Source organism: Yoonia maritima (genome assembly GCF_043641945.1).
GTDB lineage: Bacteria > Pseudomonadota > Alphaproteobacteria > Rhodobacterales > Rhodobacteraceae > Yoonia > Yoonia maritima_B.
Window position 1 is genome coordinate 166446 of record NZ_JBHZRX010000003.1, and the last position, 14431, is coordinate 180876.

At 53.0% G+C, this 14431-nt stretch carries 25 protein-coding genes; 1 reads left to right on the forward strand and 24 read right to left on the reverse strand.

Annotated features, from left to right (window positions below; all coding sequences use genetic code 11):
• Positions 1-8 precede the first annotated feature (8 nt).
• From rpsM to ACHUEV_RS07445, 18 genes are all read right to left on the reverse strand, one after another.
• Positions 9-377: a 30S ribosomal protein S13 gene (gene rpsM / locus ACHUEV_RS07360; protein WP_045997919.1), complete on the reverse strand. Its 369-nt coding sequence runs from the start codon at positions 375-377 to the stop codon at positions 9-11.
• Positions 378-628: 251 nt separating this feature from the next.
• Positions 629-1273: an adenylate kinase gene (locus tag ACHUEV_RS07365; protein ID WP_394178488.1), complete on the reverse strand. Its 645-nt coding sequence runs from the start codon at positions 1271-1273 to the stop codon at positions 629-631.
• A complete protein-coding gene (gene secY, locus ACHUEV_RS07370) occupies positions 1270-2610 on the reverse strand; it encodes a preprotein translocase subunit SecY (protein ID WP_394179253.1) in 1341 nt (446 codons plus the stop codon). The genes ACHUEV_RS07365 and secY overlap by 4 nt, the downstream gene beginning before the upstream one ends.
• 124 nt (positions 2611-2734) lie before the next feature.
• Positions 2735-3208, reverse strand: a complete 474-nt coding sequence (rplO, locus tag ACHUEV_RS07375) for a 50S ribosomal protein L15 (RefSeq protein WP_394178490.1) — start codon at positions 3206-3208, stop codon at positions 2735-2737.
• A gap of 234 nt (positions 3209-3442) precedes the next feature.
• Positions 3443-3667, reverse strand: a complete 225-nt coding sequence (locus ACHUEV_RS07380) for a DUF1127 domain-containing protein (RefSeq protein ID WP_394178492.1) — start codon at positions 3665-3667, stop codon at positions 3443-3445.
• A 216-nt stretch (positions 3668-3883) separates the two neighbouring features.
• Positions 3884-4321, reverse strand: coding sequence for a GFA family protein (locus ACHUEV_RS07385; RefSeq protein WP_394178494.1), 438 nt, complete (start codon positions 4319-4321; stop codon positions 3884-3886).
• Positions 4322-4496: 175 nt separating this feature from the next.
• The gene (gene rpmD, locus ACHUEV_RS07390) at positions 4497-4685 is read right to left on the reverse strand and encodes a 50S ribosomal protein L30 (RefSeq protein WP_090194856.1); all 189 of its coding nucleotides are present in this window, start codon (positions 4683-4685) and stop codon (positions 4497-4499) included.
• Positions 4686-4697: 12 nt separating this feature from the next.
• Positions 4698-5276, reverse strand: coding sequence for a 30S ribosomal protein S5 (gene rpsE, locus ACHUEV_RS07395; RefSeq protein WP_106358396.1), 579 nt, complete (start codon positions 5274-5276; stop codon positions 4698-4700).
• A 113-nt stretch (positions 5277-5389) separates the two neighbouring features.
• On the reverse strand, positions 5390-5755 hold the full coding sequence (gene rplR / locus ACHUEV_RS07400; RefSeq protein ID WP_394178496.1) for a 50S ribosomal protein L18: 366 nt from the start codon (positions 5753-5755) through the stop codon (positions 5390-5392).
• Between the two features lie 11 nt (positions 5756-5766).
• Entirely contained in the window at positions 5767-6300 is a 534-nt protein-coding gene (gene rplF, locus ACHUEV_RS07405) for a 50S ribosomal protein L6 (protein ID WP_394178498.1), read from the reverse strand.
• Between the two features lie 9 nt (positions 6301-6309).
• On the reverse strand, positions 6310-6702 hold the full coding sequence (gene rpsH, locus ACHUEV_RS07410) for a 30S ribosomal protein S8 (RefSeq protein WP_394178500.1): 393 nt from the start codon (positions 6700-6702) through the stop codon (positions 6310-6312).
• Between the two features lie 12 nt (positions 6703-6714).
• Positions 6715-7020, reverse strand: coding sequence for a 30S ribosomal protein S14 (gene rpsN / locus ACHUEV_RS07415; protein ID WP_045997898.1), 306 nt, complete (start codon positions 7018-7020; stop codon positions 6715-6717).
• Between the two features lie 20 nt (positions 7021-7040).
• The gene (rplE, locus tag ACHUEV_RS07420; protein ID WP_394178502.1) at positions 7041-7604 is read right to left on the reverse strand and encodes a 50S ribosomal protein L5; all 564 of its coding nucleotides are present in this window, start codon (positions 7602-7604) and stop codon (positions 7041-7043) included.
• Positions 7604-7909 (reverse strand): 50S ribosomal protein L24, encoded by a 306-nt coding sequence (gene rplX, locus ACHUEV_RS07425; protein WP_394178504.1) that lies wholly within the window; start codon positions 7907-7909, stop codon positions 7604-7606. The genes rplE and rplX overlap by 1 nt, the downstream gene beginning before the upstream one ends.
• Before the next feature lie 2 nt (positions 7910-7911).
• Positions 7912-8280, reverse strand: a complete 369-nt coding sequence (gene rplN, locus ACHUEV_RS07430; protein WP_106358391.1) for a 50S ribosomal protein L14 — start codon at positions 8278-8280, stop codon at positions 7912-7914.
• A gap of 80 nt (positions 8281-8360) precedes the next feature.
• Entirely contained in the window at positions 8361-8591 is a 231-nt protein-coding gene (gene rpsQ, locus ACHUEV_RS07435; RefSeq protein ID WP_394178507.1) for a 30S ribosomal protein S17, read from the reverse strand.
• Positions 8592-8594: 3 nt separating this feature from the next.
• Positions 8595-8801: a 50S ribosomal protein L29 gene (rpmC, locus tag ACHUEV_RS07440; protein WP_090200179.1), complete on the reverse strand. Its 207-nt coding sequence runs from the start codon at positions 8799-8801 to the stop codon at positions 8595-8597.
• A 199-nt stretch (positions 8802-9000) separates the two neighbouring features.
• A complete protein-coding gene (locus tag ACHUEV_RS07445) occupies positions 9001-10215 on the reverse strand; it encodes a Hint domain-containing protein (RefSeq protein WP_394178509.1) in 1215 nt (404 codons plus the stop codon).
• A 96-nt stretch (positions 10216-10311) separates the two neighbouring features.
• Here ACHUEV_RS07445 and ACHUEV_RS07450 point away from each other — a divergent pair, with 96 nt between their 5' ends.
• A complete protein-coding gene (locus ACHUEV_RS07450) occupies positions 10312-10932 on the forward strand; it encodes a 2OG-Fe(II) oxygenase family protein (RefSeq protein WP_394178511.1) in 621 nt (206 codons plus the stop codon).
• 55 nt (positions 10933-10987) lie between these two features.
• Here ACHUEV_RS07450 and ACHUEV_RS07455 read toward each other — a convergent pair whose 3' ends face one another.
• The 6 genes from ACHUEV_RS07455 to rplB all read right to left on the reverse strand — a co-directional run bounded on the left by ACHUEV_RS07455 (position 10988) and on the right by rplB (position 14379).
• Positions 10988-11539 (reverse strand): peptidoglycan-binding domain-containing protein, encoded by a 552-nt coding sequence (locus tag ACHUEV_RS07455; RefSeq protein WP_394178513.1) that lies wholly within the window; start codon positions 11537-11539, stop codon positions 10988-10990.
• Positions 11540-11741: 202 nt separating this feature from the next.
• Positions 11742-12155 carry a 50S ribosomal protein L16 gene (gene rplP / locus ACHUEV_RS07460; protein WP_394178515.1) on the reverse strand — a complete coding sequence of 138 codons (414 nt, stop codon included), beginning with the start codon at positions 12153-12155 and terminating at the stop codon, positions 11742-11744.
• 12 nt (positions 12156-12167) lie between these two features.
• Positions 12168-12872, reverse strand: coding sequence for a 30S ribosomal protein S3 (gene rpsC, locus ACHUEV_RS07465; RefSeq protein WP_394178517.1), 705 nt, complete (start codon positions 12870-12872; stop codon positions 12168-12170).
• The gene (gene rplV / locus ACHUEV_RS07470; protein ID WP_090194821.1) at positions 12872-13252 is read right to left on the reverse strand and encodes a 50S ribosomal protein L22; all 381 of its coding nucleotides are present in this window, start codon (positions 13250-13252) and stop codon (positions 12872-12874) included. The genes rpsC and rplV overlap by 1 nt, the downstream gene beginning before the upstream one ends.
• Positions 13253-13255: 3 nt before the next feature.
• Positions 13256-13534, reverse strand: coding sequence for a 30S ribosomal protein S19 (rpsS, locus tag ACHUEV_RS07475; RefSeq protein WP_055295568.1), 279 nt, complete (start codon positions 13532-13534; stop codon positions 13256-13258).
• A gap of 2 nt (positions 13535-13536) precedes the next feature.
• Complete coding sequence (gene rplB / locus ACHUEV_RS07480) at positions 13537-14379, reverse strand: 50S ribosomal protein L2 (RefSeq protein ID WP_106358385.1); 843 nt, start codon at positions 14377-14379, stop codon at positions 13537-13539.
• Positions 14380-14431: the final 52 nt, after the last annotated feature.

Here is a 14431-nt window from a genome sequence, read left to right on the forward strand (position 1 = left end):
GACCCTCCTTATTTCTTTTTACCAGCAATGGCCTTTGCAGGGCCTTTGCGTGTGCGTGCGTTTGTGGATGTACGCTGACCACGTACAGGAAGGTTACGACGGTGACGCAGGCCACGGTAGCAGCCAAGGTCCATCAGACGCTTAACGTTCATTTGTGTTTCGCGACGCAGGTCACCTTCAACGGTGAGGTTTGCGTCGATGTATTCGCGAACCGCCAGCACTTCTGCGTCGGACAGTTCGTTAACACGGCGTGCGCGGTCAATTTTGACAGCTTCACAGATTTCTTCGGCTTTGGCTGGGCCAATACCGGTAATATATGTCAGGGCGATTGGAACCCGCTTTGCAGTCGGGATGTTTACGCCGGCAATACGTGCCACGTGTGCAATTCCTTTTTTGTTGCGGGTCCGTCATTCCAGACCCTTTTTTCACAACGCAAGCCCGAAGCGATGCGCCCGGGCTTAAGTCATATCGAGGTGGTCGATAGCTTTACGGGTGCGACCCATTAACCATCTAATGATTCCCTTACGGGATGGCGTTGTTTAGGGGGCATTTCCTATCGGGTCAACCCACCTGAGCGAGAGCGATGGATTTTCTAGAAAATCCATCTGACGCGTAAATTTCGAGAAATTTACGCCAACGCCGCTGAAATGCTTTTAGCCACTTCATCCATGCTGGCCAAACCATCCACGGATTTCAAATCGCCTTTGGCGTAGTAGTAACCGACCAGCGGGCTAGTCTGTTTGTAATAGGCCATCAAACGAGTACGCAGGCTTTCTTCGTTGTCGTCCGCACGACGCTGAAAATCAGACGCGCCGCAGTTGGTGCATTTGTTGTCTGCTGGGATTGGTTTGGTGTTATCGTTGTAGACTTCACCGCAGTTGCCGCAAGTCGAACGGGCAGTGATACGATCAACGAGCGCTTCGTCATCCACTTGCATTTCAATAACGCAGTCGAGGTTTTCGCCCATGTCCATCAACAGACGGCCCAAGGCATCAGCCTGTGCCAATGTACGTGGGAACCCATCAAAGATGTAACCGTCTGCACCGTTGTCAGCCTCAAGCTGCTCGCGGATCAGGCCGATTACGATTTCGTCGGTGACAAGGTTGCCAGCATCCATAACGGCTGCGACTTTCTTGCCCATTTCAGTCCCGCTGGTCCGCGCGGCACGTAACATGTCCCCAGTGCTTAGTTGCACCATGTTTCGTTCTTCAACAAGCTTACGTGCTTGTGTTCCCTTGCCCGCTCCGGGCGGTCCCAGCAGAATAATGTTCATCGACGCGAAGGCCCCTTACGTTTGTTTGCACTACGTTTACCACGCAGCTGTGACTTCTCAATCAGACCTTCGTATTGATGGGCGACGAGATGCGACTGAATTTGTTGGATCGTATCCATACCCACCGACACGATGATCAGCACCGACGTACCACCGAAATAGAATGGTACGGACAGTTGTGCGCGGATGATTTCTGGCAGCAACGCCACAAGGGCAAGATAGCCAGAACCAAGCACAAGAATGCGGGTTACAACATAATCCAAATATTCAGCCGTTTTCTTACCTGGGCGAATGCCCGGCACGAAACCGTTTTGGCTTTTCAGGTTTTCAGCAACTTCATCAGTCTTGAACGCAACTTCGCGGGTATAGAAGTATGTGAAGAAGATGATCATACCGCCAAAGAAGATCAGATAGAGCGGCTGCCCCGGGCCAAACAGCGCGAGAATAGTCGACATAACTGGGCCGGATGTACCGCCACTAAATGTGCTGATGGTTGTTGGCAGAAGCAGCAATGCTGATGCAAAGATCGCAGGAATAACGCCAGCTGGGTTCACCTTGATCGGCAGGTGGCTCGATGATCCGTCATAGACCTTCATGCCGCGCTGTTGGCGCGGGTATTGAATGTGAATCTTACGCAGTGAACGTTCCATGAAGACAACGAACAACAGCACCAAACCGACCATTAGCAGAATACCAATAATGGTTAGCGGGCTGATCGTACCGGAACGGCCCTGAGCTAGGAACTGCGCCAAGGCAGCTGGAATTTCAGCAATAATACCAACGAAGATGATCAAAGAGATCCCGTTACCAATCCCACGTGAGGTGATCTGCTCACCGATCCACATCAACAGCATGGTGCCGCCAACGATAGTGATCAAACATGACGCGCGGAAGAACAGCCCAGGATCAGTAGCAAAGCCACCAGCCTCTAGACCGACAGAAAGACCATAGGCCTGCACGGTGGCCAAGAACACGGTGCCATAGCGGGTGTATTGCGTTAGCTTACGACGTCCCTGCTCGCCCTCTTTTTTGAGGTTTTTCAATGGTTCCCACATAGAACCAAGCAGCTGCATCACGATGGAGGCAGAAATGTAAGGCATAATACCAAGGGTAAAGATCGCCATACGCGACAGCGCACCACCGGTGAACATTGACAGGATACCACCAATACCGCTGGATGCCTGCTCCATAAACTCACGCAATGCGATCGAATCAATACCAGGTACGGGGATATAGGTGCCAAGGCGGTAAACCATCAGCATCCCGATGGTAAACAGAATACGCTGACGTAGTTCCGTCGCCTTACCGAACGCGCTCCAACTGATGTTGGCTGCCATTTGCTCTGCTGCAGAAGCCATTTGGGTCTCTTTTCATGCTAAACGCCGCCAGACGGTTCCCCGTTGGCGGCGTTTGGGAAAACTTGAAAGGATATGTAAGCGACGTTACCGCCGCTCACAAGCCTTACTCAGCCGCTGCGACAGTTGCGACAGTCAGCGAACCGCCTGCCTTCTCAACAGCTTCGACAGCGCCCTTAGAAGCACCAGTCACGACGATCTTAGCTTTGGCGTTGAAATCGCCCTTTGCCAGAACGCGGATACCGTCCTTCTTGCGACGAACCAGACCGGACGCGATCAGCGCATCTTCGGTGATGTCTGCTTTGATGTCGATCTTGCCTTCGTCGATGAATTTCTGGATCAGGCCAAGGTTTACAACAGCAAATGCCTTGCGGTTTGGCTTGTTGAAGCCACGCTTAGGCAGACGCTGGTAGATTGGCATCTGGCCGCCTTCGAAGCCTTTGATCGCTACACCCGAACGTGACTTTTGACCTTTGATACCACGGCCACCAGTCTTACCCATGCCGGAACCTGGACCACGGCCAATGCGTTTCTTGCGTTGCGTTGCGCCTTCGTTATCGTGAAGTTCGTTCAGTTTCATGTCGCTTCTCCTTTTGCCGGAACTGACCCCCAGCGACGGGAGCGGTCAAACACGGCGTTAAAATTGAGTCGGGTCAACGTGATCCGACCAGCGGCGTATAGACTGATGGTGACGCTGGATCAAGTAGGCAAGATGCACTCAACCAAAGGGCGCGCGCATTTGACGCGCACACAAAACAAAGCGCCGGATGATTACTCACCCGGCGCCTAAACTCATAACTAGTTTACTAATGACTTATGCGTCGCCGTAAGCGGCCTGTTTTGCAACGTCACGGATCGAAATGCGTGCCACACCGATATCTGCCAGATCCCGGTCAGACATGTTGTTCAGCTGGCCGAAAACTTCGCGGTATACAGCGCGGCGGGCGGCGGCGGCTTTCACGCCAGCGATTGTGTCGTTGATCATGCGACCAAACTGGTTGCCAGTCGCGTTTTGTAGATTTGCATTAACGTATGCCATGTGTCTTTTCCTTCTCGAGCGATACCCCTTTTGCGCTGCGGTCAGTCGCGGGGCGTTGAATTCCTTGACCTCAAGATAGGCGTTTCAGAGCCATGCAACAAACGCTGGAATGGAATTGCCGCTATGCAGCATAGGAATGCCGCAACTGCAGCATACAGAAAGAACTTGGCATCGCCCGAACCTCTTCCCTCCCCAAAGTTCGGGCGTGTCCAATGCTCAGCTAGGCGTCGGCCAAACGAAATCAGCCCGCAGCGCATCGCTAACCGGGCGACCATCGGTTGGACGGGGCTCACCCGTGGCGGGATCATAAAACGCGTGATATGTCGCCGCCGGGAACGAGCTGTCATAGCCCATCAGGTTCGGCACAATCGCACGAATGCGGCGTTCCTTGTCATCTAGCATAATGGGCGTGCCACATTCACCGCATGTACACAGCTCAAGCGGCCCACCAGGGTTGTTCGCATTGAACGGCTGGCGCTTCAGCTCAGTTGATCCATCAACGACAATATCCCCATGCTTAAAGAACGCAACGTGGGTTGTCGGTTGTCCGGTCACGCTCTTGCAAACCGAGCAATGGCAGGTGTGGTTGTCGATGGGATCAGCATCAGAATAGGTCTTAATATGGTCGCAGCCCCCAGAAAGTTTATGAGACATAGTATCCTCCTCTAAATGTTCCGAATGCGCACAGTGCGTGCGTGACGAGATCGGATCACAAAGGGGCGATTCTTTCGATACGGACTTTAGGAATGGGTCAAACGTAAAAACGCCCCCGGTTTCCCGAGGGCGTTTTAAATCATTTCAAAAAAACCCAGACTAGCCGGGCAAGGCGTTAGCCTTTTTCTTCGATGATTTCGACCATGTGGCTGATCGAGTTAACCATGCCGCGAACAGAAGGAGTATCTTCCAGTTCTTTCGTACGGTTCATTTTGTTCAGGCCCAAACCGATCAGCGTAGCACGCTGTTTGGCGGGGCGACGGATGGGCGAACCCACCTGCTTAACAACAATCGTTTTTGCCATTGTTCAGGTTCCTTACGCGTCTGCAGCTTCAGCAGTGGCGGCAGCAGGTGCTTCGTCACGCTTTGGCAGGATGTCAGCAACCTTTTTGCCACGACGCTGAGCGACGTTGCGTGGGGATTGCTCTTTAGAAAGGCCATTCATAGTGGCGCGGATCATGTTGTATGGGTTCTGCGAACCGATCGACTTAGAAACAACGTCCTGAACGCCGAGCATTTCGAAAACAGCACGCATTGGACCACCGGCGATGATACCGGTACCAACTGGGGCTGTGCGCATAACAACTTTACCTGCGCCGTGACGGCCTTCGATATCGTGGTGCAGTGTCCGGCCGTCGCGCAGGGCAACGCGGATCATCTGACGCTTAGCTTGCTCAGTCGCTTTGCGGATCGCTTCAGGTACTTCTTTCGCTTTACCTTTACCGAAACCAACGCGGCCTTTTTGGTCGCCAACAACAACAAGTGCTGCGAAACCAAAGCGCTTACCACCTTTTACGGTTTTAGATACCCGGTTGATTGCGACCAGACGGTCAGCAAACTCAGGAGCTTGTTCTTCACGATTGCGGCCGCGGCCGCGGTTTTCACGTTCTGCCATATGTGGCGTCCTTTTATGAATGGTGCATAGCACCGATTTTGTCGATCGCAGTGCCTTTGCAGGCCTCGATCATCGAGAGGGCCCCGAACATGTCCGGGACCCTCTACGCTGTCTTAGATCTTCAAGCCACCTTCACGTGCAGCCTCGGCCAGAGCCTTGACTTTGCCGTGAAAGAGGAAACCACCACGGTCGAAGTAAGCAACTTCGATGCCAGCTTTCTTTGCGCGTTCTGCGATTGCAGCGCCCACTTTTGTAGCAGCTTCGATGTTGTTCTTGCCAACCACGCCCAGTGCTTTTTCGAGAGACGAAGCAGACGCGATTGTCACGCCTTTGACGTCGTCGATCAGCTGGACGCTGATGTTTTTGTTCGAGCGGTGAACTGACAGGCGCGCACGCCCTTGGTTCGCTGTAACGCCCTTGAGTTTGTTCCGAACGCGCATGCGGCGCTTCAGAAACAGAGTTCTTTTGCTGTTTGCCATCTGTGCGTTCCTTACTTCTTCTTGCCTTCTTTGCGGAAGATGTATTCGCCTTTGTACTTGATACCCTTGCCTTTATAAGGCTCTGGCTTACGCCAAGCGCGGATGTTTGCCGCGACCTGACCAACAAGTTGTGCGTCTACGCCTTCCACTGTGATTTCGGTAGGCTTTGCAGATGTCACTGTGACACCCTCTGGCACTTCGAAGTTCACATCGTGGCTGTAGCCCAATGACAGTTTCAGGACGTTGCCCTGCATCTGTGCACGGTAACCAACACCCGACAGCTCAAGCTCTTTCTTGAAGCCTTCGGAAACGCCAGTCGCAAGGTTTGCAACCATTGTGCGGCTCATGCCCCACTGCTGGCGCGCGCGCTTGGATTTGCCGCGTGGTTCTACAGTAACAACGTTACCATCAACAGTGATGGTCACGTCGTCAGTGGCTTTAAAAGTTTGGGTCCCTTTAGGGCCTTTAACTTCTACGGTTTGACCTGAAACCGAGGCAGTAACGCCTGCGGGCAGCTCAACCGGCTTTTTACCAATACGAGACATGTTATCCCCTTAGAATACAGTGCAGAGCACTTCGCCGCCAACATTGGCTGCACGTGCGTTTGCATCCGACATCACACCCTTAGGGGTGGAGACAATCGACACACCCAAGCCCTGACGGACAGATGGGATGTCATTGGCGCCCAGGTAAACGCGACGGCCAGGTTTAGAAACCCGCTTCACTTCACGAATAACAGGAGTACCCTCGTAGTACTTCAGTTCGATTGCAAAAGCGGGGTGACCGTCTTTGCCATCTTTCTTAGCGTAACCGCGGATGTAACCTTCGTCAGAAAGTACATCCAGAACCCAACCGCGCAGTTTAGAAGCAGGTGTTTCCACCGTAGCTTTGCCGCGCATTTGGCCGTTACGGATACGTGTCAGCATATCACCGATAGGATCGTTCATCTTATGCTCTCCTTACCAGCTCGACTTGACCATGCCAGGGATTTCGCCATTGGAACCAAGGTCCCGCAGCGCGATCCGGCTGATCTTAAGTTTACGGTAGTAGGCGTGTGGACGCCCGGTGAGCTGACAACGGTTGTGAAGACGCGTTGCAGAAGAGTTGCGTGGCAGTTTTGCCAGTTCAAGGGTTGCCTTGAAACGCTCTTCTACGGGCTTCTCTTTATCGTTGATGATTGCCTTCAGCGCGGCGCGCTTTTCAGCGTACTGGGCCACCAGCTTTTCACGCTTAACTTCGCGTGCGATCATGGATTTCTTAGCCATTTCTAATCTCTCCCTAACGCTTAGCTGTTGAAAGGCATGTTGAAAGCTTTCAACAATGCTTTTGCTTCAGCGTCAGTGTTCGCTGTGGTGCAGATGACGATGTCCATGCCCCAGTTCTCATCGATCTTGTCGAAGTTGATCTCGGGGAACACCAGGTGCTCTTTTAGGCCAGTGGCATAGTTGCCGCGACCGTCAAAAGATTTGCCAGATACGCCGCGGAAGTCGCGGATACGAGGCATAGCAACTGTGATCAGACGGTCCAGGAATTCGTACATACGGTCGCCACGCAGGGTAACCTTAGCACCCAAAGGCATGTCTTCACGAACACGGAAACCAGCGATGGATTTCTTAGCGCGTGTTGTCATGGCCTTTTGACCGGCGATTGTTGTCAGATCTTCCTGAGCGGATTTTGCTTTCTTGCTGTCACGAACAGCTTCTGCACCGCAGCCGATGTTTAGGACGATTTTGTCCAAACGTGGGATCTGCATGTCGTTCTTATAGCCGAACTCTTCTTTCATCGCTGCGCGAATCTTAGAAGTGTATTCAGACTTCAAACGTGGGGTATAGTTTGCGGTATCAAGCATTAGATCGCATCCCCTGTTGTCTTGGCGAAGCGCACTTTGTTGTCGCCATCCATACGGAAGCCAACGCGTGTTGCTTTGCCATTTTTGTCAACGATTGCCAGGTTTGACAGTTGGATCGGCATCGCCTTTGGCGTGCGGCCACCTTGTGTCGCCTGAGATTGCTTCACGTGACGAACAGCCATGTTTACGCCGTCAACGATTGCTTTGCCTGATTTCGGGTCGATGGACGAGATAGTGCCCTTTTGACCTTTGTCTTTACCGGCAAGAACGATCACTTCGTCACCTTTACGGAGCTTAGCAGCCATAGTTACAGCACCTCCGGAGCAAGCGAGATGATTTTCATGAAGTTCTTCGCACGCAGTTCGCGAACAACTGGGCCAAAGATACGAGTACCCATTGGCTCACCAGCGTTGTTCAGGATGACGGCAGCGTTGCTGTCAAAACGAATTGCTGTGCCGTCTTCACGGCGAACTTCTTTTGCGGTGCGTACGACGACAGCCTTACGGACGTCACCTTTCTTTACGCGGCCACGTGGAATGGCTTCTTTCACCGATACTACGATAATGTCACCGACACTCGCGTAACGACGATGTGAGCCACCCAGAACCTTGATGCACTGAACACGGCGAGCGCCGCTGTTGTCAGCAACATCCAGATTGGTCTGCATCTGGATCATTTGGTTTCCTTCCGACCTATGAGGTATTCCCGATTTCCGTCCGGGGCCCCAGGGTTTCGATTAAACTGTTGGTGGACGCCTTAAGACGCGATCACTTCCCAGCGTTTAGTTTTCGATTTCGGTGCACATTCTTGAATGCGAACTTGATCACCGACGTTGAAAGAGTTGTTTTCATCGTGCGCCCGGTATTTCTTGGACTTACGAATAGTTTTCTGAAGCAATGGGTGCTTGTAACGACGCTCTACAGATACTGTAACTGTCTGTTCGTTTTGGTTGCTTGTGACAACCCCAGCTAGGATACGCTTAGGCATAGATTAAGCCTCCGAAGCAGCGGCAGCTGCTTTTTCGTTCAGAATTGTTTTTACTTTGGCAGCGTTGCGGCGTGCAGCGCGGATACCAGAAGTGTTTTCAAGTTGGCCTGTGGCCTGCTGAAAGCGCAGGTTAAAGGATTCTTTTTTCAGGTTCACCAGCTCTTCACGGAGCTGATCGGGCGTTTTATCCCGCAGTTCATTGGCGTTCATGCCATTTTCCTTTGTCAACATCACCGGTAGGCCGCACATAGGCGTGACCCGATTCCCGGTGGAGTGGGTGTAGAAGTGCGCCGTTTAGACCTCATCCCCCAATAAAGCAACCCCTATGGAGGCATAAAGGCATCGCTTTCTAACGATGCGGCACCGCAAGTGGGCTAATGCCCTTACACCCTCCATTGCACTGCTCAGATTACATTGCTTGCGTGCCGCCAACACTGTCCAGCAGCGGCTTTGCATTCTTAGCGTGGCGAGCAGCTAACTGACGCGCGCGGCGACCTTCGGCGAAGGGGCGGATGGGCGGTGTCGCCATATTGCCGAGTGCGGCGTCTGTCACCCCGAAAATCGCGCACAATTCCGCACGGGCGTCGGGACTAAGAACCTTTAGCGCCTCGTCACCCAAATACAGGCTCTCTGCGGGGGTTCCGGCGGCATAGAGCAGCTGATGCCCCTCTAGGAGGATATGATAGTAGGTCACCGCCTCGTCACCCGATGCGACATCCACCCCGTCAAGGCCCAGCAGATCCTTAGCGGGAACAAGCACCTCGGGCTGGCCGAACATCCGCATCGCAATCTTTGATGCGACCAGAATTCTGTGATGCCGCGAAACGGACAAGTCCGCGTTTGGCACCCCATTACCCAAGGCATTCTTTCGAATGACAATCGGGCGCAGGCGCTCATCGGCGTTCAATTCGGCTGCAGTGCGTGTTCGTGCCCAGATCCATTTAATAGGGACGAAATCATTATCCCGGGTCAGCAACATCTGCCCTACCCGCAACCGCTCAATCGGCTGGGGTCCGTCTTTGGTTTCAAAGACGGTTCCACCGGTAAAGCAAATATTCTGGGTACCAGGCGTGGGCGTCGCCGCGTTATTGAAAACATCAGCACCATCGGGTTCGCGCTGGATCGAGAAGCCGTCAATATCTGAGCCAAAGTCTTCGCCAGCCCCCACGAGGGCCGCTGTTGCGGAAAATCCGGTATAGCTCGCCACCGGGTTGTCAAAGGCGTCGCCATTATACACAGCCTGAATGTATTCATCATTCCCGGGATCATAGACAACGATATTATCGCCACCTTGGTTAATCAGCGGTGAGCCCCTGCCTGCGTAAAAGAACAAGTCATTGATTCCACCCGTCAGTGGCGTCCCTTCGGATCCGACCATGACCATTGCATGGGCGCCCGGCTCCAGCATGGTGCCAGCTGGGAAAGTGAACCAATTTCCCGCCCCCAAGTCCCAAAGCTGCAGACCGCCGATATCAACAGCAACATTACTCGTATTCAGAAGCTCGACGAATTCATCATTATCAGCAGCAGTTCCGTCCTGATTGGTATCATAATTCGCAGTGGTCGAATTCGGATCAATCAGGATTTCATTGATAATTATACCGCCAAGCAGTGCATCAGCCATAGACTCACTCCTCCTAAGGTAGAGTAGGTCAAAGGGCAGCGATTTTGCAACACTAAAGCGCTCGCCACCACTTATATGCTGGGGTAAAACCGATGCATGTCTAATATCAAATCGCTATTCGCGACCCGCCTATACCACGCTGCCCTGTCCGAGCAGGGCGCGATTGACCCAGCCGAGCTGGAAAACTCTTGCCTTGTTATCGCTGACGATGATGAGGCTGGCCAAGAATGGTGCGAGGAACATGGCTATCCCGGCTACACGTCCTACGCATCGCTCACCGACCTGCCATGGCGCTTTCCGATCTTTGCTGATCTGGTGAAGTCGCTCGACGCGCACGTTGCGGCATTTGCCAAAGACCTTGAACTTGATCTTGGCGACAAAGAACTAAAGCTTGAGGATATCTGGATCAACATCCTGCCGCCCGGCGGAACGCACTCCAGCCACATCCACCCGCATTCGGTGATCAGCGGCACAACCTATGTCGCTATGCCCGAGGGCGCGAGCGCGCTAAAGCTTGAAGATCCACGACTGCCCATGATGATGGCCGCCCCTACCCGCGTCAAAGGCGCTCGCGAAGAATTGCGGCCCTTTATCTATGTGAAGCCTGCGGTGGGTGATGTGCTGTTATGGGAAAGCTGGTTACGTCATGAGGTGCCAATGAACATGGCCGAAGAAGACGAACGTATATCTGTCAGTTTCAACTATAGCTGGGGATGACAGCCCTTACTGAACAACATCCCCGCCGATAATACGGCGGGGATGTATTGGTCAGTTAGGAAAACCAGCCTTTGACCTTGCCCCATGCAGATTTAGGCGGCTCAGCCTTTTCAGCTTCGGCTGAGGCAACTACTTCAACACCATCAAGCTCTGGCAGCGGCTCTGCTTCGAAGTGCTCTTCGTCGGGCTGCACGGCGGCCATTTCCACGACTTTCTCAGTCACGACATCTGCAAATGTTGTTAGCTTAGATAGGGTCGTCGGCCCCGCCATACCGTCAGCTTCAAGGCCGTTCTTGGCTTGGAATTCAGCTACAGATTTCGCCGTACCCGTGCCAAAGATACCGTCAGCACCAATGCCAAGGCCTTCTTGTAGTTTCTTAACCTGCGCGCCACGTGAACCTTTGCGCAGCAGGATCAATTCAGGCAAGCCAATCGCAGCAAAGGTATCTGGACCAGCAATGCCATCAGCCGCCAGGCCATTAGCAGCTTGCCATTCTTTCAGTGCTTTTTCAGTACCGGGACCAAAGTCACCGTCGGCAGTAACACCAAGTTTCGCCTGAAGGCGTTTAACAGGAGCGCCTTTAAGGCCGCGTTTCAAAATAGACATATTGTTTTCCCTGTGTCTGTAAATCTGGTGCAGGTCTGGCCTGCAACATGAGGCTACACCGAACACATAAAACCTGTGAGGGGAAAACTTGGGCGACCGACGCACACTCGTCGTCAATTGGGCTGCACTCACAATAAAACCCCCGCTGATTTCTCAACGGGGGTTTCAATTTCGTCGACGTCGGGAGCTAACTCCCTACGGCTTACCAGTCTTCACGAACAACAGTACGTGTTTTGATCGGCAGCTTCATCGCAGCAAGGCGAAGTGCTTCGCGTGCGATGTCTTCGTTGACGCCATCAATTTCGAACATCACGCGGCCAGGTTTAACCTTGCATGCCCAAAAATCGATAGAACCTTTACCTTTACCCATACGAACTTCGACAGGCTTAGATGTAACAGGCGTGTCAGGGAAGATACGGATCCAAACGCGGCCTTGACGCTTCATGTGACGCGTCATTGCACGGCGTGCAGCTTCGATCTGACGTGCAGTGATCCGCTCTGGTTCAATAGCCTTCAGGCCATATGTGCCAAAGTTAAGATCGGAACCGCCCTTAGCAAGACCACGGATCCGGCCTTTGTGCAGCTTGCGGTGTTTTGTACGCTTTGGTTGTAGCATCTATCTAGCTCCTTAGCGACGGCCAGCGCCGCGAGGGATAGAACCCTCTTGCAGCTCGGCATGTTTACGATCGTGCGCTGACGGGTCGTGCTCCATGATATCACCTTTGTAGATGAATACCTTGATGCCGATGATCCCATAAGGTGTCATAGCTTCGAACAATGCATAGTCGATGTCGGCACGCAGTGTGTGCAAAGGCACACGACCTTCGCGGTACCATTCAGTACGCGCGATTTCAGCACCGCCCAGACGACCAGCAAGGTTGACCCGGATACCCAGGGCGCCCATGCGCATCGCATTCTGAACCGAACGCTTCATTGCGCGACGGAAAGATACACGGCGTTCCAGCTGCTGACCGATGGATTCAGCAACAAGTGCCGCGTCCAGCTCGGGCTTGCGAACTTCAACGATGTTGAGGTGCAGTTCCGAAGTTGTCAGCTTAGCAAGCTTCTGACGCAGACCTTCGATGTCCGCACCTTTCTTACCAATGATCACACCAGGACGCGCAGCGTGGATCGTAACGCGGCACTTTTTGTGCGGACGTTCGATGATCACGCGGCTGATACCAGCCTGTGCACATTCTTTTTTGATGAAGTCTTTGATCTTCAGATCTTCTAGCAGCAGATCACCATAATCTTTGGTGTCAGCGTACCAGCGGCTGTCCCAGGTGCGGTTGACCTGAAGACGCATACCGATAGGGTTTACTTTGTTACCCATTATGATTGCTCCTCAACTTGGCGAACCACAATTGTGATTTCCGAGAATGGCTTGATGATCTTGCCGAAACGACCACGTGCCCGCGGGCGACCGCGCTTCATGATCAGGTTCTTGCCGCAATATGCTTCTGCAACAACCAATTCATCAACATCAAGGTTGTGGTTGTTTTCAGCATTCGCGATGGCAGACTGAAGACATTTCTTCACGTCATCTGAAATCCGCTTCTTGGAGAAAGTCAGGTCAGTCAGAGCCTGCTCAACTTTCTTACCACGGATCAGTGCCGCAACGAGGTTTAGCTTTTGTGGCGAAGTACGGAGCATGCGCAGTTTTGCACGTGCTTCATTGTCGGCCACGCGGCGGGGATTATTATCCTTGCTCATGGCTTATTTCCGCTTCGCTTTTTTGTCAGCTGCGTGACCGTAATAGGTACGAGTTGGTGAATATTCACCAAACTTCTGACCGATCATGTCTTCAGTGACGTTAACAGGGATGTGCTTCTTGCCGTTGTAGACGCCGAACGTCAGGCCAACGAACTGAGGCAGGATTGTAGAACGACGTGACCAGATTTTGATCACTTCGTTGCGACCGCTTTCGCGTGATGCTTCTGCCTTTTTCAAGACGTAGGCATCCACAAAGGGGCCTTTCCAGACGGAACGAGCCATAATTACCGACCCTTCTTCTTGGCGTGACGCGAACGTACGATAAGACGCTGCGACGCTTTGTTTTTGTTACGGGTACGCTTACCCTTGGTGTCTTTACCCCAAGGTGTCACAGGCGTACGACCACCAGATGTCCGGCCTTCACCACCACCGTGGGGGTGATCGATCGGGTTCATCGCAACACCACGAACCGAAGGACGGATGCCTTTGTGGCGCATACGGCCGGCTTTACCGAAGTTCTGGTTAGAGTGGTCAGAGTTCGACACAGCACCGACAGTTGCCATGCATTCCTGACGTACCAGACGCAATTCGCCAGAAGACAGGCGGATCTGCGCATAGCCACCGTCACGACCGACGAACTGTGCGTATGTACCAGCAGCACGAGCGATTTGACCGCCCTTACCGGGTTTCATTTCGATGTTATGAACGATCGTACCGATAGGCATGCCTGAGAAAGGCATCGCGTTACCTGGCTTAATGTCAGCCTTGGCAGATGCGATCACCTTGTCACCAACAGCCAAACGCTGAGGAGCAAGGATATAGTTCTGTGTACCGTCTTCGTACTGGATCAGCGCAATGAATGCGGTCCGGTTCGGGTCATATTCAATACGTGCAACAACAGCGGACATGTCCAGCTTGTTACGTTTGAAATCAACGATACGGTAAAGGCGCTTTGCACCCCCACCAATGCGACGCATTGTGATTCGTCCGGTGTTGTTCCGGCCGCCCGATTTCGTCAAACCCTGTGTAAGGGCCTTGACTGGACGTCCTTTCCAAAGCTCCGAACGGTCGATCAGCACCAACCCACGTTGGCCTGGCGTCGTCGGCTTATACGACTTAAGTGCCATGTTAGCTTCTTCCGTTTGCTTTGCGGGCACCAACCAGCGTTGGAAAGTACCC